This window comes from Pseudomonas sp. LBUM1657 (assembly GCF_059716075.1).
This window is the reverse complement of record NZ_CP166799.1, coordinates 5,720,064-5,746,520: the sequence shown is the minus strand read 5'-3', so window position 1 is coordinate 5,746,520 and position 26,457 is coordinate 5,720,064. Positions and strand designations below refer to the sequence as shown.

26 protein-coding genes are annotated in these 26,457 nt (G+C 61.2%); 17 read left to right on the top strand and 9 right to left on the bottom strand.

Features of this window, described 5'->3' with window-relative positions:
* Together ACA055_RS26555 and ACA055_RS26550 are read right to left on the bottom strand one after the other, a co-directional pair.
* Nucleotides 1-711 carry an ABC transporter ATP-binding protein gene (locus tag ACA055_RS26555; protein WP_497681285.1) on the bottom strand — a complete coding sequence of 237 codons (711 nt, stop codon included), beginning with the start codon at nt 709-711 and terminating at the stop codon, nt 1-3.
* 136 nt (nt 712-847) lie between these two features.
* A complete protein-coding gene (locus tag ACA055_RS26550; protein WP_497681284.1) occupies nt 848-1,426 on the bottom strand; it encodes a DUF2796 domain-containing protein in 579 nt (192 codons plus the stop codon).
* A gap of 135 nt (nt 1,427-1,561) precedes the next feature.
* Here ACA055_RS26550 and ACA055_RS26545 point away from each other — a divergent pair, with 135 nt between their 5' ends.
* Nucleotides 1,562-1,909 (top strand): hypothetical protein, encoded by a 348-nt coding sequence (locus ACA055_RS26545; RefSeq protein ID WP_497681283.1) that lies wholly within the window; start codon nt 1,562-1,564, stop codon nt 1,907-1,909.
* Here ACA055_RS26545 and trxA read toward each other — a convergent pair.
* The 3 genes from trxA to ACA055_RS26530 all read right to left on the bottom strand — a co-directional run bounded on the left by trxA (nt 1,906) and on the right by ACA055_RS26530 (nt 4,071).
* On the bottom strand, nt 1,906-2,778 hold the full coding sequence (gene trxA / locus ACA055_RS26540; RefSeq protein ID WP_497681282.1) for a thioredoxin: 873 nt from the start codon (nt 2,776-2,778) through the stop codon (nt 1,906-1,908). The two genes, ACA055_RS26545 and trxA, sit on opposite strands and share 4 nt — an antisense overlap.
* A gap of 175 nt (nt 2,779-2,953) precedes the next feature.
* Nucleotides 2,954-3,610: a class I SAM-dependent methyltransferase gene (locus ACA055_RS26535; RefSeq protein WP_497681281.1), complete on the bottom strand. Its 657-nt coding sequence runs from the start codon at nt 3,608-3,610 to the stop codon at nt 2,954-2,956.
* A complete protein-coding gene (locus ACA055_RS26530; protein ID WP_497681280.1) occupies nt 3,607-4,071 on the bottom strand; it encodes a YbaY family lipoprotein in 465 nt (154 codons plus the stop codon). Before ACA055_RS26530 ends, ACA055_RS26535 begins: the two co-directional genes overlap by 4 nt.
* A 128-nt stretch (nt 4,072-4,199) precedes the next feature.
* Here ACA055_RS26530 and nrdR point away from each other — a divergent pair, with 128 nt between their 5' ends.
* The 12 genes from nrdR to ACA055_RS26470 all read left to right on the top strand — a co-directional run bounded on the left by nrdR (nt 4,200) and on the right by ACA055_RS26470 (nt 13,023).
* A complete protein-coding gene (gene nrdR / locus ACA055_RS26525) occupies nt 4,200-4,664 on the top strand; it encodes a transcriptional regulator NrdR (protein WP_003228656.1) in 465 nt (154 codons plus the stop codon).
* Nucleotides 4,661-5,794: a bifunctional diaminohydroxyphosphoribosylaminopyrimidine deaminase/5-amino-6-(5-phosphoribosylamino)uracil reductase RibD gene (gene ribD / locus ACA055_RS26520; protein WP_497681279.1), complete on the top strand. Its 1,134-nt coding sequence runs from the start codon at nt 4,661-4,663 to the stop codon at nt 5,792-5,794. Before nrdR ends, ribD begins: the two co-directional genes overlap by 4 nt.
* A 46-nt stretch (nt 5,795-5,840) precedes the next feature.
* The gene (locus tag ACA055_RS26515; RefSeq protein WP_497681278.1) at nt 5,841-6,521 is read left to right on the top strand and encodes a riboflavin synthase; all 681 of its coding nucleotides are present in this window, start codon (nt 5,841-5,843) and stop codon (nt 6,519-6,521) included.
* A gap of 31 nt (nt 6,522-6,552) precedes the next feature.
* The gene (gene ribBA / locus ACA055_RS26510) at nt 6,553-7,644 is read left to right on the top strand and encodes a bifunctional 3,4-dihydroxy-2-butanone-4-phosphate synthase/GTP cyclohydrolase II (protein WP_403102729.1); all 1,092 of its coding nucleotides are present in this window, start codon (nt 6,553-6,555) and stop codon (nt 7,642-7,644) included.
* Nucleotides 7,645-7,735: 91 nt separating this feature from the next.
* Nucleotides 7,736-8,212, top strand: coding sequence for a 6,7-dimethyl-8-ribityllumazine synthase (gene ribH / locus ACA055_RS26505; RefSeq protein WP_003185938.1), 477 nt, complete (start codon nt 7,736-7,738; stop codon nt 8,210-8,212).
* Complete coding sequence (nusB, locus tag ACA055_RS26500; protein WP_462019799.1) at nt 8,209-8,709, top strand: transcription antitermination factor NusB; 501 nt, start codon at nt 8,209-8,211, stop codon at nt 8,707-8,709. The genes ribH and nusB overlap by 4 nt, the downstream gene beginning before the upstream one ends.
* 22 nt (nt 8,710-8,731) lie before the next feature.
* Nucleotides 8,732-9,697: a thiamine-phosphate kinase gene (gene thiL, locus ACA055_RS26495; RefSeq protein WP_497681277.1), complete on the top strand. Its 966-nt coding sequence runs from the start codon at nt 8,732-8,734 to the stop codon at nt 9,695-9,697.
* On the top strand, nt 9,694-10,197 hold the full coding sequence (locus ACA055_RS26490) for a phosphatidylglycerophosphatase A family protein (RefSeq protein WP_497681276.1): 504 nt from the start codon (nt 9,694-9,696) through the stop codon (nt 10,195-10,197). Before thiL ends, ACA055_RS26490 begins: the two co-directional genes overlap by 4 nt.
* A gap of 22 nt (nt 10,198-10,219) precedes the next feature.
* Nucleotides 10,220-10,957: a substrate-binding periplasmic protein gene (locus ACA055_RS26485; protein ID WP_497681275.1), complete on the top strand. Its 738-nt coding sequence runs from the start codon at nt 10,220-10,222 to the stop codon at nt 10,955-10,957.
* 232 nt (nt 10,958-11,189) lie between these two features.
* Nucleotides 11,190-11,807, top strand: a complete 618-nt coding sequence (gene ribA / locus ACA055_RS26480) for a GTP cyclohydrolase II (protein WP_007906827.1) — start codon at nt 11,190-11,192, stop codon at nt 11,805-11,807.
* Entirely contained in the window at nt 11,804-12,223 is a 420-nt protein-coding gene (locus ACA055_RS26475) for an MFS transporter (protein ID WP_497681274.1), read from the top strand. Before ribA ends, ACA055_RS26475 begins: the two co-directional genes overlap by 4 nt.
* Complete coding sequence (locus ACA055_RS26470) at nt 12,223-13,023, top strand: cobalamin-binding protein (RefSeq protein WP_497681273.1); 801 nt, start codon at nt 12,223-12,225, stop codon at nt 13,021-13,023. The genes ACA055_RS26475 and ACA055_RS26470 overlap by 1 nt, the downstream gene beginning before the upstream one ends.
* Nucleotides 13,024-13,161: 138 nt before the next feature.
* Here ACA055_RS26470 and ACA055_RS26465 read toward each other — a convergent pair whose 3' ends face one another.
* From ACA055_RS26465 to ACA055_RS26450, 4 genes are all read right to left on the bottom strand, one after another.
* The gene (locus ACA055_RS26465) at nt 13,162-15,045 is read right to left on the bottom strand and encodes a TonB-dependent receptor domain-containing protein (protein ID WP_497681272.1); all 1,884 of its coding nucleotides are present in this window, start codon (nt 15,043-15,045) and stop codon (nt 13,162-13,164) included.
* A gap of 154 nt (nt 15,046-15,199) precedes the next feature.
* Nucleotides 15,200-17,098 (bottom strand): 1-deoxy-D-xylulose-5-phosphate synthase, encoded by a 1,899-nt coding sequence (gene dxs / locus ACA055_RS26460; protein ID WP_497681271.1) that lies wholly within the window; start codon nt 17,096-17,098, stop codon nt 15,200-15,202.
* Between the two features lie 92 nt (nt 17,099-17,190).
* A complete protein-coding gene (gene ispA, locus ACA055_RS26455; protein WP_497681270.1) occupies nt 17,191-18,078 on the bottom strand; it encodes a (2E,6E)-farnesyl diphosphate synthase in 888 nt (295 codons plus the stop codon).
* Nucleotides 18,075-18,317, bottom strand: a complete 243-nt coding sequence (locus ACA055_RS26450; protein WP_007894317.1) for an exodeoxyribonuclease VII small subunit — start codon at nt 18,315-18,317, stop codon at nt 18,075-18,077. The genes ispA and ACA055_RS26450 overlap by 4 nt, the downstream gene beginning before the upstream one ends.
* A gap of 380 nt (nt 18,318-18,697) precedes the next feature.
* On the opposite strand from ACA055_RS26450, the gene ACA055_RS26445 reads away from it, so the two are divergent.
* The 4 genes from ACA055_RS26445 to ACA055_RS26430 are packed head-to-tail and all read left to right on the top strand — an operon-like array spanning nt 18,698 to nt 26,456.
* Nucleotides 18,698-19,489 (top strand): YfaP family protein, encoded by a 792-nt coding sequence (locus ACA055_RS26445; protein ID WP_497681269.1) that lies wholly within the window; start codon nt 18,698-18,700, stop codon nt 19,487-19,489.
* Nucleotides 19,490-19,537: 48 nt separating this feature from the next.
* Nucleotides 19,538-21,250 carry a DUF2138 domain-containing protein gene (locus ACA055_RS26440; protein ID WP_497681268.1) on the top strand — a complete coding sequence of 571 codons (1,713 nt, stop codon included), beginning with the start codon at nt 19,538-19,540 and terminating at the stop codon, nt 21,248-21,250.
* 32 nt (nt 21,251-21,282) lie between these two features.
* Complete coding sequence (locus ACA055_RS26435) at nt 21,283-21,885, top strand: DUF1175 domain-containing protein (protein ID WP_497684497.1); 603 nt, start codon at nt 21,283-21,285, stop codon at nt 21,883-21,885.
* Nucleotides 21,882-26,456 carry an alpha-2-macroglobulin family protein gene (locus ACA055_RS26430; RefSeq protein ID WP_497681267.1) on the top strand — a complete coding sequence of 1,525 codons (4,575 nt, stop codon included), beginning with the start codon at nt 21,882-21,884 and terminating at the stop codon, nt 26,454-26,456. Before ACA055_RS26435 ends, ACA055_RS26430 begins: the two co-directional genes overlap by 4 nt.
* Nucleotide 26,457 lies beyond the last annotated feature (1 nt).

Sequence of the window (26,457 nt, the reverse complement as noted above, 5' to 3'; positions counted from 1 at the left end):
TCAGACCTCGAACGGAGTGGCGGCGCGATTGAGTTCGGCCAGCGACAGGTGGCGATCGAACAGCGGCGCCAGGCTCTGGTCATGACTCACGAACAACAGGCTTGATCCGGCCTCGCGGCATTCGGCGAACAGCAGGCGAATGAAGTTTTCGCGAGCGTCGTAATCCAGGGCCGAGGTCGGTTCGTCGGCGATCACCAGTTCCGGCTGACCGATCAACGCACGCGCGGCGGCGACGCGTTGCTGCTGGCCGATGGACAGCGAATCCGCGCGGCGGCTGAGGATGCTTTCGTCCTTCAGACCCAAGTGGGCGAGGAGGGTGGCCGCGGCCTGATCGACGCTGCCGTGGCGCTGGATTGCCCGTTCGGCGCGTAGTCTGGAGAAGTGGCAGGGCAGCTCGACATTCTCGCGAACCGAGAGAAACGGCAACAGATTGAACTGCTGGAAAATGTAGCCAGTGTGATCGACCCGGAAGTGATCGCGGGCGCCGGCCGAGAGTTCGGTCAATTCCTGGCCCAGCAGTCGGATGCTGCCGCGATCGGGCTTCTGCACACCGCCGAGCAGGCCGAGCAGGGTGGTCTTGCCGCTGCCGCTGGGGCCTTTGAGGAACAGGGTTTCGCCCGGTTCCAGACGAAACGCCGGGATATCCAGCAGTGGCGGATGACCGGGCCAGCTGAAGCTCAGGTCGGACAGTTCGATGAGTGCTTGGGTCATGTGAAACCGGTCAGATAAGTGGTGAACCCTGTGGGAGCGGGCTTGCTCGCGAAGGCGGTATGTCATGCAACATTGATGTCGACTGACACTCCGTCTTCGCGAGCAAGCCCGCTCCCACATTGGATCTGCGGTGAATTTAGAATTTCAGGGCGGCAGCCTTGGCTGTCACCTCTACCCCTTGCTGCCCGCTCGGGCTGATCAGTTGTACCTGAATCTTCTGGGTCGCCGGGAAGGTGTTGAAGATGTTCGCCAGGTCCAGGGTTTTCAGCGCGCCGGGTGCCGAGCAGCTGAATTGGTAATGGGCGTGGATTTCGCTGTGGTCGTGGTGGTGCTCATCTTTTGCATCTTCATGGTGATCATCATCGGCATCCGGCTTGTCACCGAACAGCGGGCTTTCCAGTTCCTGAGTAGCGACCTTGCAACCGGCGGCGTTCGGCAGGTTGAAGAGCACCAGTGGTTTCTCAAGCTGCGCACGAACGGCGGCGACCTTGGCTTTGTCGGCGTCGGAAGTGGCGGCGTGTTCGAACCCCACAAGGTTCATCGCCGGGCTTTCCAGTTCCAGTTCCAGGGTCTGGCCGTCCAGCGCCGCATTCAGGCGGCCGACGCCATGTTCGTGGGCGCCGAGGCTGCCGTGCTCATGATCGTGTTCGTCAGCCGCGTGGACGACAGCCAGCGGCAATAGGGCAAGCGGCAGAGCGAGAAGCAGACGACGCATGGCGGTCTCCGGAACGGGAAAATGAAGAGTTTGTTATGTAATCTTATAACGAAAGTGCGGAGAGTTTGACCGCCCGCTTGGCGTTGCACAAGTCCCGTGGGAGCATGTGAGTCAGAAATGTGCAGGAGCAGACCTATGTTGCGTATACGCGGAAGCATCGGCGACTGGCCGGTGGATTTGACGCTGGAGATGGATGACGGCGACTGGGCGCGGCTCGGCGCGCAGTTACAGGTGATCAAGCCCGAGGCGAGTGCAACGCCGGCCAAACCGCTGAACCAGGACGATACGCAGTGGCAGATCGCAAAGGATTTGCTGCGCAAGGCCGGGCACTTGAGCGGGCCGGATTTGCTGGAGCAGCTGGAAGGGCTGACCGGCAGCGCGGCGTCGGGCAAGCGCTTGCTGGTGCGCTTGCGCCATTGCTCTGATGTGAAGGTGACGAGCGGCGGGGATACGCCGCTCTACAGCTGGATCGAGGCGACTTAATACAACGCAGCAAACAACTTGCGACGGTAAGTGGTCACCAACGGGTGATCATTACCCAGCAGTTCGAACACTTGCAGCAAAGTTTTGTGCGGCAGGCCTTCGCTGTAGCCGCGATTGCGGATGAACAGCTTGAGCAACGCATCCAGTGCCGCGTCGTACTGCTGGCGAGCCAACTGCTGGATCGCCAGTTGATACACCGCCTCATCGTCCTGCGGATTTTTCGCCAGTCGGGCTTTCAGATCCGCCGCATCCGGCAGGTCCTTGGCCTGGCCGAGAAACTGGATCTGCGCCTTGGCACCGGCCAGGGCGGCCTTGTGTTCATCGCTCTTGACCGCGTCGAGCACGGTTTGCGCTTCGCCCAACTCGCCACGTTCGGTGAGGCAACGGGCGTAGAGGATCAGCGCCTTGGCGTTGGTATTGTCCTCGCCCAACAGCTCTTTCAGGACCACTTCTGCATCGGCAAAACGGTTGTCATCGAACAGCGCTTGAGCCTGCTCAAACGGATCGGCAGCTGCCGGCGGTGGCATTTGTACGTGAGGTTCAAGCATCGTGCGGACTGCGGATTCCGGCTGCGCACCGGCAAAACCGTCGACCGGCTGACCGTCCTTGAACAGCACCACTGTCGGCAAGCTGCGAATGCCGAAGCGCGAAACAATATCCGGCTCGACGTCGCAGTTGACCTTGGCCAGCAGCAACTCGCCCTGATAACTCTCGGCGACGGTTTGCAGCATCGGCATCATGGCCTTGCACGGCGCACACCATTCGGCCCAGAAATCCACCAGCACCGGTTTGTGGAAAGAGTTCTCGATCACTGACTGGTCGAAGTCGGCAGTCGTGGCGTCGAAGATGTACGGCGTTTCCTGACTCATGGGGGATCTCTTGGAAGCGTGAATAGGGCAACTATACGGCCTGGCGGGGTGTGGCCGGAAGCGGGGTGGCATTGAGAGGTGTACTGCCCGACGGGAAGCCTTCGCGAGCAAGCCCGCTCCCACATGTGAGTCACGCCGCAGATCTCCTGTGGGAGCGGGCTTGCTCGCGAAGCTTTTAGCCGCGCCGCGCATGGTAGAGGCTCACATGCCGAAACTCTTCGGGTTCGGCCAAATCCGGCAGGGTCATCGCTTCCAACATCTCGATGCGTTGATACAACGGATGACGAAAATCCCTCACCCGCGAATCCGCTACCAGCGCCTCCCGACCACGGCTCAAAAACTCATCGAGCAACGGCAGGTTCGCCCGGTCATACAACACGTCGGCCACCAGAATCAGATCAAAGCGATCCGCCTCGGCGAAAAAGTCCGTCGAGTAGTTGAGGTGTACGTCGTTGAGTTCGGCATTCGCGCGGCACGCGGCAATCGCCAGCGGGTCCAGGTCACAGGCCACCACTTCCAGCGCCCCGGCCTTCACCGCGGCAATCCCCGCCACCCCAGAACCGGCGCCGAAATCCAGCACCCGTTTACCTTCGACCCAGTGCGGGTTCTCCGCGAGATAACGGGCGACCGCCAACCCACTGGCCCAGCAGAAACTCCAGTACGGCGGTTCATGCAGAATCCGCCGGGTTTCCTCGGGGCTGAAGGCGCGGTCCATGTTGTCGCCGTCGATCAGCCAGAGCTTCAGTTCGGTATCCGGCAACGCACAAGCGACAAGCTGTGCATCACCGAGCAGTTCACTTAACGCCTGTTGCAGGTCGAGCGGTGCCGTCATGGTGCTTTGACGAATTGCAGTTGGCCCATCGCCTGGGTCGTCGGTTGGGTGATGACCTGCGACGGCAGGTGCAGAATCAACTGGCCGGACTGGCTGGCGCGGCCCCGCAGTTCAACGCGGGCACCCATCGGAAAGGATTCCGGGTTGAAGCGCAGGCGAAACGGCAACACTTGATTGGTGCCGATCAGGCTGGAACTGGCGAGCAATTGTTGCGGACGGTCCTGATTGTCGATCACCAGCAGCGCCAGTTCGACTTCGGCACCGGACGGCACGCCTTGCAAGGTGCCGCTCAATTCACGCTGGTACGCGGGCAGCGGGCCGAGGTCGGCAGACTCCTTGGCTTTCTTCTGCGCCTGTTGCGGTGCGGGGCCTGGCGTCGGTGGCTGGGGCTTGGGCGCATCGCTGCTGCAGGCCACCAGCAGGCTGAAAAGACTGAGCAAAACGAGCGGTCTTAGGGACATTTGCGGCTCCAGCAAAGTGAAATCCATGGATCAAGCTCTATATCCCGTCTGTATACCGCAAACCCTATGGCTTGTCTTGCCACGGGGATGCGCTACCATGGCCCTCCCTTTTTTTGTTGCCTGCCACCATGCACTGTCCCTTCTGCGGTGCCAACGACACCAAGGTCATCGACTCGCGTCTGGTCGCCGAGGGCGAACAGGTGCGCCGCCGGCGCGAATGCCTGGCCTGCGGCGAACGTTTCACGACGTTCGAAACCGCTGAACTGGTGTTGCCGCGCCTGATCAAAACCGACGGTAGCCGTCAGCCGTTCGACGAAGAAAAACTCCGCGCCGGTATGCAGCGCGCGTTGGAAAAGCGCCCGGTGAGTGTCGAGCGCCTCGAATCGTCGTTGGTGCACATCAAACACAAATTGCGCGCCACCGGCGAGCGCGAGGTCAAATCCCTCGTGGTCGGTGAACTGGTGATGGCCGAGCTGCAAAAGCTCGACGAAGTCGCCTATATCCGCTTCGCTTCGGTGTATCGCCGCTTCCAGGACCTCAACGAGTTCCGCGAAGAGATCGATCGCCTGGCCCGTGAGCCGGTGAAAGAATGACCACTGCCCCAGAACTTGCCATCCTCGATGCCCATTACATGGCCCGTGCCCTGGAATTGGCGCGAAAAGGCCATTACACGACACACCCCAACCCGCGGGTGGGCTGCGTGATCGTGCGTGACGGGCAGATCGTCGGCGAAGGCTGGCATGTGCGTACCGGCGAACCTCACGCCGAGGTCCACGCCCTGCGCGTCGCTGGTGACAAGGCTCGGGGCGCCACGGCGTACGTGACCCTCGAACCTTGCAGCCATCACGGCCGTACGCCGCCTTGTGCCGATGCGCTGGTGAATGCCGGCGTAGCCCGAGTGGTCGCGGCGATGCAGGACCCGAACCCGGAAGTTGCCGGTCGTGGTCTGCAACGCCTGGCCCAAGCCGGCATTGCTACCGAAAGCGGCGTGCTGGAAAGTGAAGCGCGCAAGCTCAACGAAGGTTTCCTCAAGCGCATGGAACACGGCTTGCCGTTCGTGCGGGTGAAGTTGGCCATGAGCCTGGACGGTCGCACCGCGATGGAAAGCGGCGAGAGCCAATGGATCACCGGCCCGGCGGCGCGTTCGGCGGTGCAACGCCTGCGCGCCCAGGCCAGTGTGGTGCTGACCGGTGCCGATACGGTGCTGGCGGATAACGCCCGTTTGACCGTGCGTGCAGACGAATTAGGTCTGGACGCCGAGCAAACCGCCCTGGCCATGAGCCGTCCGCCGCTGCGCGTGCTGATCGACGGCCGCTTGCGGGTGCCGCTGGACGCGCCGTTCTTCAAGGCCGGCCCGGCGCTGGTGGCCACGTGCATGGCGATCGAAGAGCAATACGCCAACGGACCGGAATGCCTGATCGTGACTGGCGACGATGGCTTGGTCGACCTGCGCAAGTTGCTGGTCGAACTCGCCAACCGTGGCGTCAATGAGGTGCTGGTCGAGGCTGGCCCGCGCCTGGCCGGGGCTTTCGCCCAACAAGGTCTGGTGGATGAGTTCCAGATTTTTATCGCCGGCAAGTTTTTAGGTTCCTCGGCGCGGCCGTTGCTGGACTGGCCGCTGGCGCTGATGAAAGACGCGCCCGAACTCAAAATCACCGAAATCCGCGCGGTTGGCGATGACTGGCGAGTCATTGCCATTCCTGCGCCAGCGGCGAGCGTATAATTCCGGGCTTGCGCCACGCGACGGCCCTGTTCTCGAGGAGGACTCCATGTTTACCGGCATCATCGAATCCATCGGCAGTATTCGTGCATTGACCCCAAAAGGCGGAGATGTACGAGTACACGTAGAAACTGGCAAGCTCGATTTGAGCGACGTCAAACTGGGAGACAGCATCGCGGTCAACGGCGTTTGCCTGACCGCGGTTGAACTGCCGGGCAACGGCTTTGCAGCGGACGTCAGCCGCGAAACCCTTGACTGCACCGCGATGAATGATCTGAAAAGCGGCAGCCCGGTCAACCTGGAAAAAGCCCTGACCCCGACCACTCGCCTCGGCGGGCATCTGGTCAGCGGACACGTCGATGGCGTGGGCGAAGTGGTCACCCGCACCGAGAATGCGCGTGCCGTGGAGTTCCGCATCCGCGCCCCGAAAGAACTGGCCAAGTACATCGCCCATAAAGGTTCGATCACCGTCGACGGCACCAGCCTGACGGTCAACGCGGTCGATGGCGCCGAGTTCTTGCTGACGATCATTCCTCACACCCTGAGTGAAACCATCATGGCGTCTTACCAGCCAGGTCGCCGGGTGAATCTTGAAGTCGACTTGCTGGCCCGTTACCTGGAACGCCTGTTACTGGGCGACAAGGCCGCAGAGCCTAATAGCTCTTCACAAAAGCCAGCCGGAAACATCACTGAAAGCTTTCTGGCCGAGAACGGCTACCTCAATTCCTGAAACTCAATTTTTGAAAGAAGGGGGGTGCCTTGTGGCGCTCAATAGCATCGAAGAACTGGTTGAAGACATCCGCCAAGGCAAGATGGTCATCCTCATGGATGACGAAGACCGCGAGAATGAAGGCGACCTGATCATGGCCGCCGAGTGCTGCCAGCCTGAGCACATCAACTTCATGGCCAAGCACGCCCGTGGCCTGATCTGCATGCCGATGAGCCGCGAGCGCTGCGAACTGCTGAAGCTGCCGTTGATGGCGCCACGCAACGGGTCCGGTTTCGGCACCAAGTTCACCGTGTCCATCGAAGCGGCCACCGGCGTGACCACCGGCATCTCCGCCGCCGACCGCGCGCGTACCGTGCAGGCCGCGGCTGCGAAAGACGCCAAGGCTGAAGACATCGTCAGCCCTGGCCACATCTTCCCGCTGATGGCCCAGGCCGGCGGCACCCTGGCTCGCGCCGGCCACACCGAAGCGGCCTGTGACCTGGCGCGCATGGCCGGTTTCGAGCCGAGCGGCGTGATCTGCGAAGTGATGAACGACGACGGCACCATGTCCCGTCGCGCGGAACTTGAAGCGTTCGCGGCCGAACACAACATCAAGATCGGCACCATCGCCGACCTGATTCACTACCGGATGATCCACGAACGTACCGTTCAGCGGATTGCCGAGCAGCCACTGGACAGCGAACTGGGTCAATTCAACCTGGTGACCTATCGTGATTCCGTGGAAGGCGACGTGCACATGGCGCTGACCCTGGGCACCGTGTGCGCCGAAGAGCCGACTCTGGTCCGGGTGCACAACATGGACCCGCTGCGCGACCTGTTGATGGTCAAGCAGCCCGGCCGCTGGAGCCTGCGCGCCGCCATGGCCGCGGTCGCCGAGGCCGGTAGCGGCGTCGTGCTGTTGCTCGGTCACCCGCTCGATGGCGACGTGTTGCTGGCGCATATTCGCGAAACAGCGGAGCACGCACCGGCGAAAAAACCGACCACCTACAGCATCGTCGGTGCCGGTTCGCAGATTCTGCGAGACCTGGGTGTGCGCAAAATGCGCCTGATGAGTGCGCCGATGAAATTTAATGCGATATCCGGTTTCGATCTGGAAGTTGTAGAATACGTGCCCTCCGAATAATGACCGGTTGTTTCCAGTCCTTGATTCGCGGTTAACACATCACTGAGGGACGCGTAGAAAACGCGTCCCGGCTCTTTAAGAGATCTAACGAATGACCCTGAAGACCATCGAAGGTACCTTCATCGCCCCTAAAGGCCGCTACGCTCTGGTAGTAGGCCGTTTCAACAGCTTCGTAGTTGAAAGCCTGGTCAGCGGTGCAGTTGATGCCCTGGTTCGCCATGGCGTGAGCGAAAGCGACATCACCATCATCCGTGCGCCTGGCGCCTTCGAAATCCCGCTGGTTGCGCAGAAAGTCGCTCAGAAGGGCGAATACGCGGCAATCATCGCCCTGGGCGCGGTCATTCGTGGCGGTACTCCGCACTTCGAATACGTGGCTGGCGAATGCACCAAGGGCCTGGCCCAGGTGTCCATGGAGTTCGGCGTTCCAGTCGCGTTCGGCGTGCTGACCGTTGATTCCATCGAGCAAGCCATCGAACGTTCCGGCACCAAAGCCGGCAACAAAGGTGCTGAAGCTGCCCTGTCCGCTCTGGAAATGGTCAGCCTGCTGGCGCAGTTGGAGGCCAAGTGATTAGCGACGATAGCGATCGTTTCAACCCGCGCGATCCAAAGCCTGCGGATGCCGGCAAGCCATCGAAAAGCGTCAAACGTCGCGAAGCCCGTCAGCTCGCGACTCAGGCGCTGTACCAATGGCACATGGCCAAGCAATCGCTGAACGAGATCGAAGCGCAGTTCCGGGTCGATAACGATTTCAGCGATGTCGATGCCGCTTACTTTCACGACATCCTGCACGGCGTTCCGGCTCACAAGCCTGAGATCGACGCTGCACTGACGCCGTGCCTGGACATCACCATCGAAGAGCTGGACCCGGTTGAACTGGCCGTACTGCGCCTGTCCACCTGGGAACTGCTCAAGCGCGTCGATGTGCCTTACCGCGTTGTGATCAACGAAGGTATTGAACTGGCCAAGGTCTTCGGTTCCACCGATGGCCACAAGTTCGTCAACGGCGTACTCGACAAGCTGGCCCCGCGTCTGCGTGAAGCTGAAGTGAAGGCGTTCAAGCGCTAATCGGCGCTTGAACGGCTGCCAAATGGGCGAGTTTGAGCTGATCCGCAATTTCTTCGCCGCCGCGCCTTGTGCGCAAGGCGGCGAAGGCGTTGCCCTCGGGATCGGCGACGACTGCGCCTTGCTCGCTGTTCCCCCAGGGGAGCAGTTGGCGATTTCCACCGACACGCTCGTGGCCGGTGTGCATTTCGCAGATCCTTGCGACCCGTTTCTGCTCGGTCAGCGCTCGCTGGCCGTGGCCGTCAGCGACCTGGCTGCCATGGGCGCCACCCCTGTTGCCTTTACCCTTGCCCTGACCTTGCCAACGGTGACCGCCGATTGGCTGGAAGGCTACGCCCGTGGTTTGAACGTCATGGCGCAGAGCTGCGGAGTGGCGTTGGTGGGCGGCGACACCACCCGTGGGTCGCTGAGCCTGACCATGACCGTGTTCGGTCGTGTGCCGGCGGGTGAGGCGTTGACCCGCAGCGGCGCGCAGCCAGGTGATCTGCTGTGTGTCGGCGGTGAACTGGGCAATGCTGCTGGCGCCTTGCCGCTGGTGCTTGGCCAGCGCACGGCGGTCGCGGCCGTCGCCGATCCGCTGCTGGCCCATTACTGGTCACCGCAACCGCAGCTGGGTCTGGGCATGGCGCTGCGTGGCAAGGCGACCTCGGCGCTGGACATCTCCGACGGCCTGCTCGCCGACTGCGGGCATATTGCGCTCGCGTCGAAGGTCGGCATTCAAGTTGAACGGGACCGGTTGCCGCTGTCGAAGGCTTTAGTGGCCTTCCTCGGTCAGTCGGGTGCCGAAGCCGCCGCCGTGAGTGGTGGTGACGATTACGTGCTGGCCTTCACCTTACCGTCCGTCGAGTTACCGAAATTGGTGGCCGACGGCTGGCCGATCCATGTGGTCGGACGGGTAGTGACGGGGCAGGGTGTGACACTGCTGGACGCCGACGGCCAAGACATCACCCCGCAAACACGGGGCTATCAACATTTTCGGGAGACACCGTGACAGATCATCCCAAACAGGTCCCCGCGGAGTTCGTGCCGCCATCGGTCTGGCGCAATCCATGGCATTTCCTGGCGTTCGGCTTCGGCTCTGGCACCCTGCCAAAAGCACCGGGCACCTGGGGTTCGTTAGTTGCGCTACCCTTTATTCCGTTGTGGCAGATGATGCCCGACTGGGGTTACTGGTTGATGCTGGGTGTGACCATGCTGTTCGGCTTCTGGCTGTGCGGCAAGGTGGCCGACGATTTGCGGGTGCACGATCACGAGGGCATCGTCTGGGACGAAATGGTCGGGATGTGGATCACCCTGTGGCTGGTGCCGGAAGGCTGGTACTGGTTGCTCGCGGGTTTTCTGATGTTCCGTTTCTTCGACATTCTCAAGCCTTGGCCGATTCACTGGATCGACCGGCATGTGCACGGTGGTGTCGGGATCATGCTCGATGATGTGTTGGCCGGGGTGTTTGCGTGGATGGGGATGCAGGGATTGGTGTGGCTTTTCGTCTGAGTGGCGAAACAGGAGACTAAGGATGGCTCGACGCTGGTTGATGGCGATGGTCTTTGCGGTGTTTGGCTCGATTGCCCAGGCGGGCGATGCACCGGTGATGCCCTCCGTGATTCATCTGGCCAGCGAAGACTGGGAAGACTACACCGCCGCCGACGGCCATGGGCTGGGCTGGGACGTGCTGCGCGAAGTCTTCGAACCGGCGGGGGTCAAAGTGGACATCCGCACCGAGCCTTACATCCGGTCCATGGGCCTGGCCCAGCGCGGCGAAGTGGACGCCTGTGTCGGCTCCTATCGTGACGAAGAAGACGATCTGCTCTATCCGCGCTGGAACTTCGACACCGATCACATCTATGCCTTGGGCCTGGCCAGCAGTCCGGTCCCGACCCTGGAAACCGTGGGCAATTATCGACTCGCCTGGGTCCGCGGTTACGATTTCCAGGATTACCTGCCCAACGTGCGCCGCTATAACGAAGTGGTGAGGCGTACCGGCATTGTGTCGATGCTGACCCACAACCGCGCCGACTACTACATCGACGCGCTCACCGAAGTCGATTACGTGCTCAAACGGGCCAAGGATCCGAGCCAGTTTCGGCGCACCCATATCGCGGAACTGCCGCTGTATCTGTGTTTCGCCAACACGCCCAACGCCCGCAAATTGATGGCGCTGTTCGACCAGCGCATGGAAGTTTTAGTGAAAAGCGGCCGGCTGAAACCGATCTTCGAACGCTGGAAACAGCCTTATCCGTTTGACTCGAACTGAACACGGTCAATGTGGGAGCGGGCTTGCTCGCGAAGGCGGACGGTCAGTCGACTGAGATGATGACTGACACACCGCCTTCGCCAGCAAGCCCGCTCTCACAGGGCCGGCCGCAAGGCAGATATCAAGCTTTTTGATCGTTATGCCCCATAATTCAGCCTAAGCGTCTGTCGGAACCTGCTGTTACAATGCCGCGTCTGCGAATATCCAGTACCAATAGATCAGGAGCACACCGGTGCCTGTCGTTTTTGTCGCCGCTTCCAAGCTGCCAACGCCTTTTGCGCAATTCACCATGCACGGTTTTCTCGATGAAGAAAACGGGCGCGAGCACGTCGTGCTGAGCCTGGGTGAGTTTGCCGACGGTGCCCCGGTACTCGGCCGGTTGCACTCCGAATGCCTGACCGGCGATGCCTTGTTCAGCCAGCGTTGCGACTGCGGCTCGCAACTCGAGGCCGCCTTGCAGGCCATCGCCCGTGAAGGCCGTGGCGTGTTGCTCTACTTGCGTCAGGAAGGTCGTGGCATTGGCCTGTTGAATAAGATCCGCGCTTATGAATTGCAGGATGGCGGCGCCGACACCGTTGAAGCCAACGAACGTCTGGGCTTTGCCGCCGATCAGCGTGATTACGCCATGTGCCTGCCGATGCTTGAGCACCTGGGCGTGAAATCCCTGCGTCTGATGACCAACAACCCGCGCAAGGTCAAAGCCTTGACCGACATGGGTATCGTGGTCGCCGAGCGTGTGCCGCTGCACACCGGGCACAACCCGCACAACAAACTCTACCTGGCCACCAAGGCCAGCAAGCTCGACCACATGATGGGCAACGAGCATCAGGGCGAGGTAGACCGGGCGTGACCCGCGGTCAGGTACGGCGGCGACTGTCCTTCAACTGGTGGCAATACCTGGCGCTGTCCTTGCTGCCGCTGTTCGTGATCAACGGCGTGTTTGGCCAGGGCGAGGCGATTCTGCCAGTGCTGGCGATGCCGTTTTTCATCGCCGGTGTGGCCTCGATGTTTGTCAGTCTGAAGTTTTTCGGCGGCTACAAGCACGCCTTGATCGCCACTCAAAAAGCCCTCGACACCCCTGAAGAGCCCAACGCCTGGATCGATCTGGCCGCCAAGCGCCGCACGGCGTTCCTCGCGGCCGGTCTGCCCGCCTGGATTGGTGCATTGGCGGTATTTGTCGGTCTCGAAGCGGTGCCGCTGGTGCTGCTGGGGTTATCGACCCTGGTGCTGTTCTACCTCTACCGTATTCCGCGTCAACTCGGCTGATGCGCAGCGTTTGGCTGGCGGTTTTGCTGCTGGCCGTCAGTGGCTCGGCATTGGCGGTTGAGCGCGTCGTCAGCCTTGCACCGTCTCTCTCTGAAATCGTTGTTGAACTGGGTTCGGCTGACCTGCTGGTGGGTGTGCTGGATGCCGGTGAACGTCCTGCCGAACTCAAAGACCTGCCTTCCGTTGGCCGTTATGGCCAGTTGGACATGGAACAACTGCTCAGTCTCAAACCGGATTTACTGCTGCTCTGGCCGGGCAGTGTTGGCCCGGCCCAGCGTGAACAACTCAAGCGCTTGAACATTCCCACCTACGTTGCTGAACCTCATAACCTCGACCAACTCACCGCGCAGATTGAGGCGATTGCCACGCAACTCGGCAGGCCTGAGCGCGGCGTTTCATTGGCCACGGATTTACGTCAGCGACTGGATTCGCTGCGCCAGCGCTATCGTCGGGATGAGCCATTGCAGGTGTTTTATCAGGTCTGGGACCGGCCGCTGTACACCGTCGGTGGCGGGCAGATCATCAGCGATGCGCTCGAAGTGTGCGGGGCGCGCAATGTGTTTGCCGACCTGACGTTGCCCGCACCGCAGGTCAGTGTGGAAGCGGTGCTGCAGCGTGATCCCGAAGTGATTCTGGCCAGTGATCAGGCTCAGCTCAATGCGTGGAAAGCCTGGCCGCAAGTGGCGGCGGTGACGCGGGGGCAGTTGCTGTTGGTGACGGATAAGGGGTTGGAGCGGCCGAGTGGGCAGATGATCGAGGCGACGGCCAAGTTGTGCCAGGTGATTGCGCCTGATCGTTGAGATCGTGGCGCCTGCTTCGCGAGCAAGCCCGCTCCCACATTGGATCAATGTCGTACACACAATGTGTGTCTGCACTCAATCTACTGTGGGAGCGGGCTTGCTCGCGAAGAGGCCCGTCGAAACACCGCAATTCTCAGATCAGAGCTCAGGCGTCCAGGTCACCCCAAACATCCACGCCCGACCTTCCTCGCGATACCCGAACTGGCTGTCGTCATGGCTGTACAGCGCCCGGCTATACCCCTTGTCCAGGAGGTTATCAACCTTCAACTCAAGCTTGATCTCACGATTCAACGCCCAACTACTGCGCAACCCCAGCAACGCATAACCGCCCAACGGCTGCTGATTGTTCTCATCGTCATAACTGCTACTCACCGCCTGCCAACTGCCGCCCAGCCCCAGACGATCGAACTGCCGATCCAGATCCAGACTCAACGTCCGCCGCGCTCGACGGGCCAGGGTATGGCCGCTGTCGCGATCCCGCGGATCGATGATCGCCACGCCGAGGTTGCTCTGCCAGCCAAACAGCTCCTGCTTCAAGGCCGCTTCGAACCCGTTGATCCGCGCCGAAGCGACGTTCTGGGGGCGTGAATTGCTGCCGAAAATAATCGCGTCTTTCAGGTCGGTGCGATACAGAGAAGCTTCCAGGCGACTGCTCTCAGTCAGCTGACTGCGCCATTGCAGCTCGTAACTTTTTGAGGTTTCAGGCTTGAGATCCGGGTTGCTGAAGTCCGGGTAGTACAGGTCATTGAAGGTCGGCGCGCGAAAGCCTTCACTGTAGGTCAGCAACACATCGTTGTCCGGGTTCAGCGGCAAGGTTAAGGTGCCGCTCCAGCTGTTCTGGCTGCCGAACTGCTGATTCTGGTCGCGACGCAGACCCAGTTCCGTGGAGAAACTGTCGGCCTGGTAGCGATGCTGAATAAACGCGGCGCGATTCCAGCGGCTGTCCTCGTCGAACGCTGTGCTGCTGTTGATCCGGTCTTCGTACCAGTCACCGCCGAGGATCAGGCTATTGCGTTCGTTGAGGGTCAGGTCGTTCTGCCAGTTCACCGAATCACGGTACGTATTGAACACACTGCGCTCATCGCTGAGCTTGTCGAACGTCTTCTCGCGGTTTTCGCTGTGGCCGAATTCGACGCGGGATTTCCACACGTCATTGATCCGCGCGTCGACGTAACTGCTGACGCTACTCACCGTGAATTCGTTGTAGGGCTGCTGCTGGACAGACTCGAAGGTATCCATATCGAAGCGGCCGAACGGGTTGTCGAACGCGCTTTTGCCCCGGTTATCCAACAGATTGGCGCCGATTTCGATGTCGTCGGAGAGGGCGTGGCTCAGGCTCAAACTCAACGACTTATTACGGTACTCATCATGATCGCCATCGCTCGGATACGACGCGTGGGTGCGATTGATTCCGGCGGTTTCATCGAGGCTGGCGCCGAGGTTGAAGCGGGTTTTCTCATCGCCGCCGGACAACCCGAGGCTGCGCTCCAAAGTCTGGTTGCTGCCAAAACCTACGTGCATGCGCGGTTGCAGGCCTTGTTCATCGCCACGGCGGGTAAAAATCTGGATCACCCCGCCAATCGCATCGCTGCCGTAAATCACCGAGCGGGAGCCACGCAGCACTTCCACGCGCTCGACCTGTTCAATGTTGATGTGCTGCAGGTTGCTGTCGCCGGACGTGGAGTTGCCGACACGCTGGCCGTCCACCAGCACCAGGCTCTGGGCCGATTTGGTGCCGCGAATGTAAATCCCCGGCAGACTGCCGCGCCCACCGGTTTGACCGACTTGTACGCCCGGGACTCGACGCAGCAGATCCGTGACACTGTTCGGTTGCAGGCGATCGATGTCTTCACGGGTGAAGACCGTGTTGGCCGCGCTGCTGTCGTTGCGCGCTTCGACCTGACGGTTGGCACTGATCAGCACGTCGGGGAGCTTCAGGGCTTGATCGCGTTCGAAGGTATCGGCCAGGAGTTGGCCGGCCGGCAGAAGGGTCAGCGTCAGGGCGAGAGGGGAGAGTTTCATTGGTAGTCCATTGGCGCGTTGTTGCGAACACGAATGTGAAGGTCGCACAAATCAAATGTGGGAGCGGGCTTGCTCGCGAAGGCGCTGTGTCAGTCAACTTCTCAGTCGACTGACAGTCCGCCTTCGCGAGCAAGCCCGCTCCCACAGGGTCGCGCTAGATATTCAGTAATTGCAGCCGCTGACGAATCGAAGCCTCGATCCCCGCTTCATCCAGCCCACACTCAGCCAGCATTTGCGCAGGCTTGGCGTGCTCGACGTAGATGTCTGGCAAGCCCAGGTGCAGCATCGACTTGAGGATGTTTTCCCGGGCGAGGAACTCGCTGACCGCGCCACCGGCACCGCCCATGATCGCGTTCTCTTCGATGGTCACCAACAACTCGTGGCTGCCGGCGATTTCGCGCACCAGTGCTTCATCCAGCGGTTTGACGAAGCGCATGTCGACCACGGTTGCATCCAGCTTGTCGGCGACTTTCAGCGCCTCGGCCAGTTGCACGCCGAACACCAGCAGGGCGACTTTGCTGCCCTGACGGCGGACCACGCCTTTGCCGATTTCGATCGGTTCGAGGTTTTTTTCGATGGTTGCGTTCGGGCCCGAGCCACGGGGATAACGCACAGCCGCCGGGCCGTCATACAAGTGGCCGGTGCTGAGCATTTTACGCAATTCGTTTTCGTCGCTCGGGGTCATCACCAGCATGCCGGGGATGCAGCGCAGGAACGACAGGTCGAAGCTGCCCGCATGCGTCGGGCCGTCTTCGCCGACCAGGCCTGCGCGGTCGATGGCGAACAATACGTCGAGGTTTTGCACCGCGACGTCATGAATCAACTGGTCGTAACCCCGTTGCAGGAACGTCGAATAGATCGCCACCACCGGTTTCGCGCCTTCGCAGGCCATGCCGGCGGCGAGGGTCACGGCGTGCTGCTCGGCAATCGCCACATCGAAGTAGCGCAGCGGGAAGCGTTCGCTGAAGGCCACCAGATCGGAGCCTTCTTTCATTGCCGGGGTAATACCTACCAGGCGGGAATCGGCAGCGGCCATGTCACACAGCCATTCGCCGAACACACCGGAATACTTGGGCCCGCCAGCCTTTTTCGGCACGGCGGCCGGGGCGTCCAGCGGTTCGAGTTTGGTAATGGCGTGGTAACCGATCGGGTCGACTTCCGCCGGGGCGAAGCCTTTGCCTTTCTTGGTGACCACGTGCAGGAACTGCGGGCCTTTCAGATCGCGCATGTTGCGCAGGGTGGCGATCAGGGTCGGCAGGTCGTGGCCATCGATCGGGCCGATGTAATTCCAGCCCAGCTCTTCGAACAGCGTGCCGGGAACCAGCATGCCCTTGGCGTATTCTTCGGTGCGACGGGCGATTTCCCAGGCGCCGGGCAGGCGCGACAGAACTTTTTTGCTGCCTTCGCGCATGCTTGCGTAAGTGCGACTGGAAAGGATCTTCGCCAGATAGTTCGACAGCCCGCCGACGTTGCGCGAGATCGACATGTCGTTGTCGTTGAGGATCACCAACATGTTGGCGTTCACTTCCGGCGCGTGGTTCAACGCCTCGAAGGCCATGCCGGCGGTCAACGCGCCGTCGCCGATCACGGCGATGGCTTTGCGATCACTGTTTTGCAGGCGGGCGGCAATCGCCATGCCCAGCGCAGCGCTGATCGAGGTGCTGGAGTGGCCGACGCCAAACGTGTCGTACTCGCTCTCGGAGCGCCGCGGGAAAGCGGCGACGCCGTCCTTCTGGCGCAGGGTGCCCATGCGCTCGCGACGGCCGGTGAGGATTTTGTGCGGATAGGCCTGATGACCCACGTCCCACACCAGCCGGTCATCCGGGGTGTCGAAGACGTAATGCAACGCGATGGTCAGCTCGATGACGCCCAGGCCGGCACCGAAATGCCCGCCGGTCTGACCGACCGTGTAGAGCAATTCCAGGCGCAACTCATCGGCCAGGGTTTCCAGCTCGGCTTCGCCTAACCGGCGCAGGCCGTCCGGCGTGTCGGCACGGTCGAGCAGGGGCGTGGTCGGGCGCTTGCGGGGAATCTCATGAAACGTCGTGGGCATCAGGCGAATCGTTATAGGTATAAAAGATGCGGCAGTTTACCTGATGCATCGCCCCCTGCCCACGCGTTGCTTTTAACTTGGCGGATACGCCGTCAGCTGCGCCGGTCGACGATATAACGGGCCAGGTCGCGCAACGGCTCGGCTGCCGCGTCAAACGGTCGCAGCGCGTGCAGGGCCTGATCGCGCAGTTCCAGGGCATAAGCCTTGGCGGCGTCGAGGCCGAGCAAAGCAGGGTAGGTCGGCTTGTCCCGGGCGATATCGGCACCCTGGCGTTTGCCGAGGGTCTGGGTATCGCTTTCGACGTCGAGAATGTCGTCCTGCACCTGAAATGCCAGGCCGATGGCCTGTGCATAAGTCTGCAAGGATTTGAGTTCGCCCTTCTCGGCGCGGCCACTGGCCAAGGCGCCAAGCTTGACGCTGACCTCGATCAACGCGCCGGTCTTGTGCCGGTGCATGTATTCGAGGGCTTTTTGATCGAGCTTCAGGCCGACCGAACCCAGGTCGATGGCCTGACCGCCGACCATGCCCGCAGGGCCTGCCGCCAGCGCCAGGGCGCTGACCATTTGCAGGCGAATCTCTGCGTCGCAGGTGCTCAGGCGTGGGTCGAGCAGGGCGCTGAAGGCCAGACTCTGCAAACCGTCACCGGCGAGGATCGCGCAGGCTTCGTCGAATTTCTTGTGAGTGGTCGGCTGGCCACGACGCAGATCGTCGTCGTCCATGGCCGGCAAATCGTCGTGTACCAGGGAATAAGCGTGGATCAGCTCCACGGCGCAGGCCGCGCCATTGGCTTGCTCGGCCTTGCCGCCCAGCGCTTCGCACGCGGCGTAGGCCAGCAACGGACGTACGCGCTTGCCGCCATTCATTACGCTGTAGCGCATGGCTTCGTACAACCGCGCGAGCTCAGGGCTCGGCGCGCTGAACAGAGATTCCAGTGCTGCGTTGACGCGGGCCTGGCTGGTCGCCGAATACGCTGCAATCATTCTGGCTGATCCGCGTCGAAGGGTTCCTCGGCCAACTCGCCGTCACGCTCGAGCAGCACCTGAACCTTTTGCTCGGCCTGGGCCAGCGCCGCCTGGCAATCGCGGGTCAGACCGATGCCTTGCTCGAAAGCCGTCAGCGAGTCTTCCAGCGACAATTCGCCGTTCTCCAGACGCTCCACCAGCGTTTGCAGGTCAGCGAGAGATTGTTCGAAATCCAGTGCAGCTTTTTTGCGGGCCATGGCGGCTATTTCCGGTTGACGTTAAACCGGCGCGACACTAGCAGACATGGGGGGTATGGGCAAATGAACGGGGCTTGGCGGCGCACCGATATGGAGAGCGAAACTCGCCACAAGGTTCGGTGTGTCTGGTGGGTGGTGCGGCTTATTCGGCTCATTTTGTGAGCCGAATAAGTTCGCTGTTCGGCTCACGCCCTAAAAATGTACGTGATTCGCCACGCATATTCAGATGTATCCGATTGTTAAAAAACCGCCAAATGGCTAATCTTCGCGCCTTCAAGGGCCCGATAGTCGCGGGTCTTTCTGACGAAACGCAGTTTTTGGATCTGTCACGCGCCGAGGATCGGGCGCAAGGTTTCGTTATGCATGGCAGGAGGCGTCACATGCGTTCAATTCTTCTAGTGCTGATGGGGCTGGCCTGCGCGACCGCTGCGTGGGCCGAGCCCTCGGCCGGGTTATCGGAGCCGGTCGGCGGCTGGCGCTATAACGGCCTGCTGGACCGCAGTGAAAACCCTCAAGTTGCCTACCCCACGCCACCCATCGACCGGGGCGTGCAGCGCAATCGCACGATGATCGAAGGTCAGCTCAAGGCCATCGGCACGCAACGTGGGCCGCACACCTTGGCGGTCAACGGCAATCCTTTGAATCTGTACACCGACGAGCAAGGGCGTTTCGCCCGGCCGTATGCGTTCGGTGCCGGGTCCAACAGCGTCGAAGTGCGCAGTGCCGAAGGTCGGTCGCTCAAGCGCGTTCAATTCTATGAAGCCAACAACCTGCGCACCCCTGCACGGATTCGCGTGGTGCTCGGTTGGGACGATCCGAAAGCCGAACTCGACCTGCACATCATTACGCCCGACGGCCAGCATGCATTCTGGGCTCGCCCGGCGATGAGCAACGGCGGCGGCCTGGACCCGGACGGGGTCGATGGCCCCGGCCCGGAAATGTTCACCATGACCGCACCGATGCATGGCACCTATCTGGTTTACGTGAACTATTGGGGCAACTTCGGCAGCGGCGGCTATAACTTCGAGGAGACCAGCAACCAGAACGAGGTGATCACCTCGCAGATCAACCTGGTGCTCAACGAAAACACCGTCGACGAAAAACGCGAGACCTTCATCGTGCCCTTGCGCGCGATCGGTGACCTGCTGCTGGTCAAGACTTTCAACTATTGAACATCCCGCACCACGGGTGAATTGTGCTTTGTAAACATGAGCGTGAACATGAGCGATAACACTGTTTCCCCGACCGCCGACGCACCCCCAGCCAAACCTTCCCGGCGCTGGCCAGCCGTGCTGCTCGGGCTGGTCCTGGTGGCCGGCGTGGCGGCCGGGCTGGGGTGGTTCATGCACAAACCCAAGGCGCCGCCCGCGCAATTGGCCAGTGACAAACTGGGCATGAGCCGGCCGGACGGTCTGCTGGAAACTCACTCCTTGAGCCAGTTACCCAAGGACTTGCTGGCCGTGCCGTTTCTCAAGGAAACCCTCACCGAAGATTTCGTCTTCTATTACGAAGCCCATGCGGATCGACTCGGCTTGATCGGCAGTCTGCGACGAATCATTTACGAACATGACCTGAAGTTGCAGGACAGCCTGATCGAGCAACTCTTCGATCAACCGGCCGACGTGGCGTTGTGGCGCGGGGCGGATGGTCGGCTCAAGGATTTTCTGTTGGTGATGGATCGTGGCGGGCTGGCCAAGGTGCTGGAGCCACTGGCCAAAGTAGCACTGGATGATTCGCAGCTGACCAGGCTCGGCGACGTGAAAGTCGGCGCCAATGACGTTGCGCTCTATCAACTCAACTACAACGCCAGCAGGGCGCTGGTGTTCGCCTCCCATGGCGACAAACTGGTGGTGCTGTCGAATCCGTCCAAACTCTACGATCCGGACAGCGGGGCGACCGAAGAGCCGGGCAGTGTCTCGACCCTGGCCATCGCCGCGTTGCTCAACGGCGACAAACTGTTCCCCGAAGCCTTCGGACTGCCACCGCGCGCGCCTGAGGTGAAACAACGCCTGTCAGTCAATTCCAGCGTCCTGGCGATGGGTTACCAACGCTTTATCCCGAACTTCGCCGGCCTGCGTTTCGACATGGACGACAAGGGCTGGCACAGCTTCCTCGCCATGGATGAACTGGAGAACCAGCCGGACTTCGATTTCAAACCGATCTGGCAAGCCATGCCCATGGGCGCCAGCGCTTGTGTGGCTTTGCCGCTGGCCGCCGAACAACAAAAACCGCTGCTGGTGAAACTCGGCGCTGAAGACACCGTGGCCCAGGCGCTGACCGAACACATGGCCGGTGCCGCCGGTCTGTGCTGGTACGCCGACTCGCGGCTGTACACGCCGTTGCTGGTGGCCAGCCTCAACGACGATGACAGCGCCAAACTCGACGGCGACTTGGGCAACCTGTTCGGCTCGATGGTCGGCGCTTACGAAGGCAACGTCGAAGAGCACGCCTTCCCGGTGGTCGAAAAACAGGAAGGCCAAACCCATCAGTGGCTGCGCCAGGTCAGCTCTAACTTCGGTCCTTATAAAGCCAAGGATGCCGAGCAACCCGACGCGATTACCGGTAAGGCTTTCATGCGCGTCAGCCTCGCGCGCCACGGTTCGACGTTGCTGTTTTCCCTCGACGACAAACTGGTCGATAAAGCCCTCGGCACCCTCGACAAACGTTTCCCGCCCATGGCTGACGTCGTGCCCAAGGACCTGCTGATGCCGGTCTACTTCGGCCCGGATTCCATGGCGCAACTGATGCAGCAGGAAACCCTCGACAGCCTGCCGCAAGACATGGAACCGGTGTTCTACAACGCCGCGCAAACCTACCTGATCCCGAAACTGCGCAAGCTCGGCGGCTACGGCAAATACGCCCTGACCTTGCCCGAAGGCAGTGAGCCTGACGGTCATTGGCAGTGGTTGCCGCTGGAATGGAAAGCCCTGTGACCGCACTCATCCGAGGACTTGGCCTGCTGGCGATGCTGCTTGGCACTCGGGCATTTGCCACCGAAGCGGTCGCGCTCGACGTGCAGCAATCCCAGGTGTTCCGCGCCTGGTTCGTACGCATCGCCCAGGAGCAACTGACCCAAGGCCCGAGCCCGCGTTGGTATCAGCAGGACTGCGCCGGGCTGGTGCGTTTCGCCGCCAACGAAGCGCTGAAAGTCCATGACGACAAATGGCTGCGCAGCAACGGCCTGTCCAACCGCTACCTGCCGCCGGAACTGCAACTGAGCGAGGCCCAGCGTGGCCTTGCCCAGCAATGGCAGCAGGGCGGCGGCAAAGTCGGGCCGTACGTCAACGCGATCAAATTGATCCAGTTCAACAGCCATTTGATTGGCCGTGATTTGGCGCAAGCCCGACCCGGTGACCTGATGTTTTTCGATCAGGGCGACGACCAGCACCTGATGATCTGGATGGGCCGCTACATCGCCTATCACACCGGCACCACCACCCCCACTGACAACGGCATGCGTTCCGCGAGCCTGCAGCAACTCATGACATGGAAGGACACCCGATGGATACCCGACGCAGCCAACCCCAACTTCATCGGCGTCTATCGACTGAACTTTCTCTCCCAATGATCGGTGCCCGCATGCTGCGCATTTGCTCTCGAATCCCACTGCTGCTGGCGCTGCTGGTTCCTATAGCCACGGCCCACGCCGAAGACACTGTCGAGCCAAGCGGCTACACGCCGGTGGCCGGTGAAAGTTTTTTCCTGCTGGCCGACAGCAGTTTTGCCAGTGACGAACAGGCGATGGTGCGCCTCGAAGCGCCGGGCCGCGACTATCGTCGGTTCCGCATGGAGCCTTATGGCGGTGCCGACATCCGGGTGTATCGCATCGACAAACCGCTGGATTTCCTCAAACGCCAGAAAAACCTGCACCGCGTCGTCAGTGACGGCCAGTTCAAGGGAGAAGGACTGTCGAATACCCTCGCGTATCTGTGGGACAACTGGTACCGAAAATCCCGTCGTGTGATGCAGCGGGCGTTTTCCTACGAGTCGCGTAAACAAGTCACCGAGGAAGTGCCGGAACTGAAGATGGGCACCGCCATCGCCGCGCCAACGCCTTACGACGCACAGCCGCAATTTGCGTTGATCCCGGGCCTGCCGGTGGTCAGCCAGTTCCGTTATCCGCTGTGGCAAGCCAAACCGATCCAGCCGCCTGAAGGGGTGAACCTGGCCGGGTCTTCCAGCGAGTTCGTCAGCGTCGCGCCGGGTAACGTGTATATCCCGTTGGGCAACTTGAAACCGGGTCTGTACCTGGTGGAAGCGTTGATCGGCAAGTACCGCGCGACCACCATGGTGTTCGTTTCCAACACCGTGGCCGTGAGCAAGATTGCCGGTGATGAATTGCTGGTGTGGGCCGCGCGCAAACATGAAGGCAGTTCGGTGGCCAAGGTCAATGTGCTGTGGACCGATGGCCTGGGTGTGATGAGCAGTGGTGCCACCGATGCCGATGGTTTGCTGCGTCTGAAACACGTCAGTCCGGAGCGTTCGTTCGTGATCGGCGAGGACGAAGAGGGCGGGGTATTCGTCTCCGAGAACTTCTACTACGACAGCGAAATCTACGACACCAAACTCTATGCGTTCACCGACCGGCCGCTGTATCGGCCGGGGGATTGGGTGTCGCTGAAAATCGTCGGGCGCGAGTTCAAGAACGCGCGGGATTCGGTGCTGCCAACGGCGGCGGACGTCAACGTGACGGTGCTGGATGCCACCGGTACGGCGTTGCAATCGCTGGCGCTGAAGCTCGATTCCAAGGCCGGCACTCAAGGGCGTTTCCAGTTGCCGGACAACGCCGTGGCGGGCGGTTATGAGCTGCGTTTCAACTACAAGGATCAGGCTTACAGCAGTGCGTTTCGCGTCGCCGAATACATCAAGCCGCACTTCGAGATTTCGCTGAACCTGGTCAAGCAGGACTACGGCACCGGCGAGCCGGTGAAAGGCAGTCTGGTGCTGCTGTACCCGGACGGCAAACCGGTGGCCAACGCCAAGTTGAGCCTGAGCTTGCGTGCTCAGCAACTGTCGATGGTCGACAACGAGCTGCAATACCTCGGGCAGTTTCCGGTGGAGCTGACCAGCACCGAATTGACCACTGATTCCAAGGGCAACGCGACCCTCGATCTACCCGCTGCCGAAAAGCCGAGCCGCTACATGCTGACTGTGTTCGCCAGCGATGGCGCGGCGTATCGGGTCAAGACCACCAAGGAAATCCTCATCGATCGCGGCGCCGCCAGTTTCCGCATGAGCGCACCTCAGCGATTCAGCGCGGTGGGCGACAAGGTTGCCTTCAGCTACGCCAATGAGGGCGGCAGCGAGCAGAGCAAAGCGGTCACCCCGAGCAGCTTCAGCTGGGTGCGTCTGGAAGACCAGAGCACCGGCGAAGGCAAACTGGCGGCCACCGATAAAGCCTTCACGTTGGCCTTCGAGCGTCCGGGTACCTACAACCTGACGCTGAAGGATGATCACGGTCGGGTACTCGGCGCGACCGGACATTCGGTCACTGGCGACGGCGTCAAAGCAGTGCCGGGCACCGTGGAAATCGTCCTCGATAAACCAGAGTACAAGGCTGGCGACGAAGCCCTCGCATTGATCACTTTTCCTGAGCCGGTCATCGATGCGTTGCTGTCCCTTGAACGGGACAAGGTCGAGGCCACGGCGCTGCTGTCCAAGGGCGGCGACTGGCTGAAGGTGGAAAAACTCAGCGATACCCAATACCGCGCGCGGATCGCGGTGAAGGACAGTTTTGCGCCGAACCTGACCTTCTCCGTGCTTTACACCAAGGGCGGCCAGTACAGTTTCCAGAACGCCGGCATCAAGGTCATCGCGCCGCAAATCGACGTGGCGATCACCACGGATAAAGAGACGTATCTGCCCGGCGACACCGTGTCGGTGGACCTGACCACGCAGTTCGCCGGCAAGCCGATTCCGGCGCACCTGACGGTCAGTGTGGTCGACGAAATGGTCTACGCGCTGCAACCGGAAGTCGCACCGTCCATTGACCAGTTCTTCTACCACCCGCGGCGCAACAACGTGCGCACCAGCGCCAGTCTGTCGTTCATCAGCTACGACGTGGCCTTGCCGGGCAGCCCTGGCGCACCGGGCAAAGCCAACCGCAGCGAACGGGGCGTGAAAGTGCTGGAGCGGCCGCGTCGCGAAGACGTCGACACCGCCGCGTGGCAGCCAGAATTGGTCACCGATGCGAATGGCAAAACCCGCTTCACCTTCAAAATGCCGGACTCGCTGACCCGCTGGCGCATCACCGCCCGGGCGATTGCCGATGACGGTCAGGTGGGGCAGAAGAAGCAATTCGTGCGCTCGGAAAAACCGCTGTACCTGAAGTGGAGCGGCCCGACTAAATTCCGCACTGGCGACAAACCGGATCTTGGTGTGTTCGCCTTCAGTCAGGCCGAAAACCCGGTCAAGGCTGAGCTGGTGATTCATTTCGCTGGCGCCGAGCAACGCGTGCCAGTGACGCTGAACAACGGCATCAACTACATCGAGCTGCCGGCGTTCGCATTAGCCAATGGCGAGTGGACCGCCGAGCTGGTGCAGGACGGCAAAACCGCCGACGCTTTGGCCGTACGCCTGACCGCGACCGGCGAAGGTTGGCAGGTGACGCAAAGCCAAAGCCTGGACGTGGCCAGCGGCGATACACCGCTGACTTTGCCGGTGGACGCGACGGATATTCGCTTGCGTCTGGATGACAGTCCGCAAGCACTGTTCCGTTCGGCCCTCGATGATTTGCTGAGCTATCCGTACGGCGGCGTCGAACAAACGGCCAGTCGTTTGTTGCCGCTGAGCATCGCTTATCCAACGCTGTCGTCGAACCCGAAGATTCGTGATCGTTTGCGGTTGATCATGCAAAACAGCCGTCTGCGTCTGGTGCAAATGGCCGGGCCGTCAGCGAGTTTTACCTGGTGGGGCATGGACGGTGAGCCCGATGCATTTCTCACCGCTTACGCCTATTACGCCGACTGGCACGCCAGCAAAGCCCTGGAACTGAGCCTGCCGCCGGAGCATTGGCAGCGGGTGTTGGAGGTCTACGCGAAACAAGCGAAGAACACGCCGCTGTTGCAGCGGGCGCTGATTCTGTCGTTCGCCAAACAGATGCAATTGCCGGTCAATACGTTGCTCAGTGGTTTGATGGATGATCTGGCAGCAGCCGGCGAAGGCAATGCGGCGAACCTGATGGAGGAGGGTGAAGACAGCATCGTCATGAGCGATCCGGATTCGGCGCTGGGTCTGGCCGCGGCTCGTGTGTTGACTGCCTCCTTGGCCAAACAATCGAAGGTTGAACTGCCGGACGCTTTCAACCGGCAACTGGCGGATGCGCAGCAACGTGTGGAAGTCAGTTCCCAGCCGTTTGCCGAAGCGTTGAACCTGTCGCTGCAGGCCTTCGATCAAGCTCATGCTCAAGCATTGTTGCAACGTTTGCTGCCGCAACAATCGACGCTGGAACGTGCCTTGGCACTGACCTGGCTGCAACGCAGCATCGAACAGGCATCGCCCGCCGTCGCGCTGACACCGAGTGAAGACTGGAAGCAGGAGCAGGGCGCGACCGGAGAGGTTTATTGGACGTGGCAGGGCTCTTCGCAATTGCCTTTGGTGTTGTCGCTGACCGGCGCACAAGAGCGTCCGCTGCGGGCTGCGTTGAGTTTCCAGACCAAACAACCACCGATTGAGCCGATGGCCGTGACCATCACCCGGCGCCTGTCGCGTCTGGTGCCGGGTGACGAAGCCTTCAACTTCAAACTGGAAGCGGTCGGCAACAAACCATTGTCCAGCGACAGCCTCTATCTGGATGAAGTGATCATCACCAGCAAAGCCGCGAAACCGCTGCGCTACGGGATGATCGAAGTGCCGCTGCCGCCGGGTGCGGATGTCGAGCGCACCACCTGGGGCATCAAGCTCATGGGCAAGGCCGGCACCGAACCGACTGCACTGGAGAAGGCGCGCTTCGAACCTGGACACATGGCGTACGCGATCCCGGTGGATGCGTTGAGCGGCGAGCTGCGACTGCGTCACTTGGTGCGTTTCTCGCAGAAAGGCCAATTCAACCTGCCGCCGGTGCGCTTCACCCAGGTGTACGCGCCACAGCATCAGGCCCAGGAACAGAAACCGGCCCTCGGCCAGGTCACGGTTCACTGAC

Bases quoted from the DNA above. Each gene is read 5' to 3' on its own strand.
- ACA055_RS26555 (WP_497681285.1), bottom strand. From the start codon at position 711: ATGACCCAAGCACTCATCGAACTGTCCGACCTGAGCTTCAGCTGGCCC.
- ACA055_RS26550 (WP_497681284.1), bottom strand. From the start codon at position 1,426: ATGCGTCGTCTGCTTCTCGCTCTGCCGCTTGCCCTATTGCCGCTGGCT.
- ACA055_RS26545 (WP_497681283.1), top strand. From the start codon at position 1,562: ATGTTGCGTATACGCGGAAGCATCGGCGACTGGCCGGTGGATTTGACG.
- trxA (WP_497681282.1), bottom strand. From the start codon at position 2,778: ATGAGTCAGGAAACGCCGTACATCTTCGACGCCACGACTGCCGACTTC.
- ACA055_RS26535 (WP_497681281.1), bottom strand. From the start codon at position 3,610: ATGACGGCACCGCTCGACCTGCAACAGGCGTTAAGTGAACTGCTCGGT.
- ACA055_RS26530 (WP_497681280.1), bottom strand. From the start codon at position 4,071: ATGTCCCTAAGACCGCTCGTTTTGCTCAGTCTTTTCAGCCTGCTGGTG.
- nrdR (WP_003228656.1), top strand. From the start codon at position 4,200: ATGCACTGTCCCTTCTGCGGTGCCAACGACACCAAGGTCATCGACTCG.
- ribD (WP_497681279.1), top strand. From the start codon at position 4,661: ATGACCACTGCCCCAGAACTTGCCATCCTCGATGCCCATTACATGGCC.
- ACA055_RS26515 (WP_497681278.1), top strand. From the start codon at position 5,841: ATGTTTACCGGCATCATCGAATCCATCGGCAGTATTCGTGCATTGACC.
- ribH (WP_003185938.1), top strand. From the start codon at position 7,736: ATGACCCTGAAGACCATCGAAGGTACCTTCATCGCCCCTAAAGGCCGC.
- thiL (WP_497681277.1), top strand. From the start codon at position 8,732: ATGGGCGAGTTTGAGCTGATCCGCAATTTCTTCGCCGCCGCGCCTTGT.
- ACA055_RS26485 (WP_497681275.1), top strand. From the start codon at position 10,220: ATGGCTCGACGCTGGTTGATGGCGATGGTCTTTGCGGTGTTTGGCTCG.
- ACA055_RS26470 (WP_497681273.1), top strand. From the start codon at position 12,223: ATGCGCAGCGTTTGGCTGGCGGTTTTGCTGCTGGCCGTCAGTGGCTCG.
- ACA055_RS26465 (WP_497681272.1), bottom strand. From the start codon at position 15,045: ATGAAACTCTCCCCTCTCGCCCTGACGCTGACCCTTCTGCCGGCCGGC.
- dxs (WP_497681271.1), bottom strand. From the start codon at position 17,098: ATGCCCACGACGTTTCATGAGATTCCCCGCAAGCGCCCGACCACGCCC.
- ispA (WP_497681270.1), bottom strand. From the start codon at position 18,078: ATGATTGCAGCGTATTCGGCGACCAGCCAGGCCCGCGTCAACGCAGCA.
- ACA055_RS26450 (WP_007894317.1), bottom strand. From the start codon at position 18,317: ATGGCCCGCAAAAAAGCTGCACTGGATTTCGAACAATCTCTCGCTGAC.
- ACA055_RS26445 (WP_497681269.1), top strand. From the start codon at position 18,698: ATGCGTTCAATTCTTCTAGTGCTGATGGGGCTGGCCTGCGCGACCGCT.
- ACA055_RS26440 (WP_497681268.1), top strand. From the start codon at position 19,538: ATGAGCGATAACACTGTTTCCCCGACCGCCGACGCACCCCCAGCCAAA.
- ACA055_RS26435 (WP_497684497.1), top strand. From the start codon at position 21,283: ATGCTGCTTGGCACTCGGGCATTTGCCACCGAAGCGGTCGCGCTCGAC.
- ACA055_RS26430 (WP_497681267.1), top strand. From the start codon at position 21,882: ATGATCGGTGCCCGCATGCTGCGCATTTGCTCTCGAATCCCACTGCTG.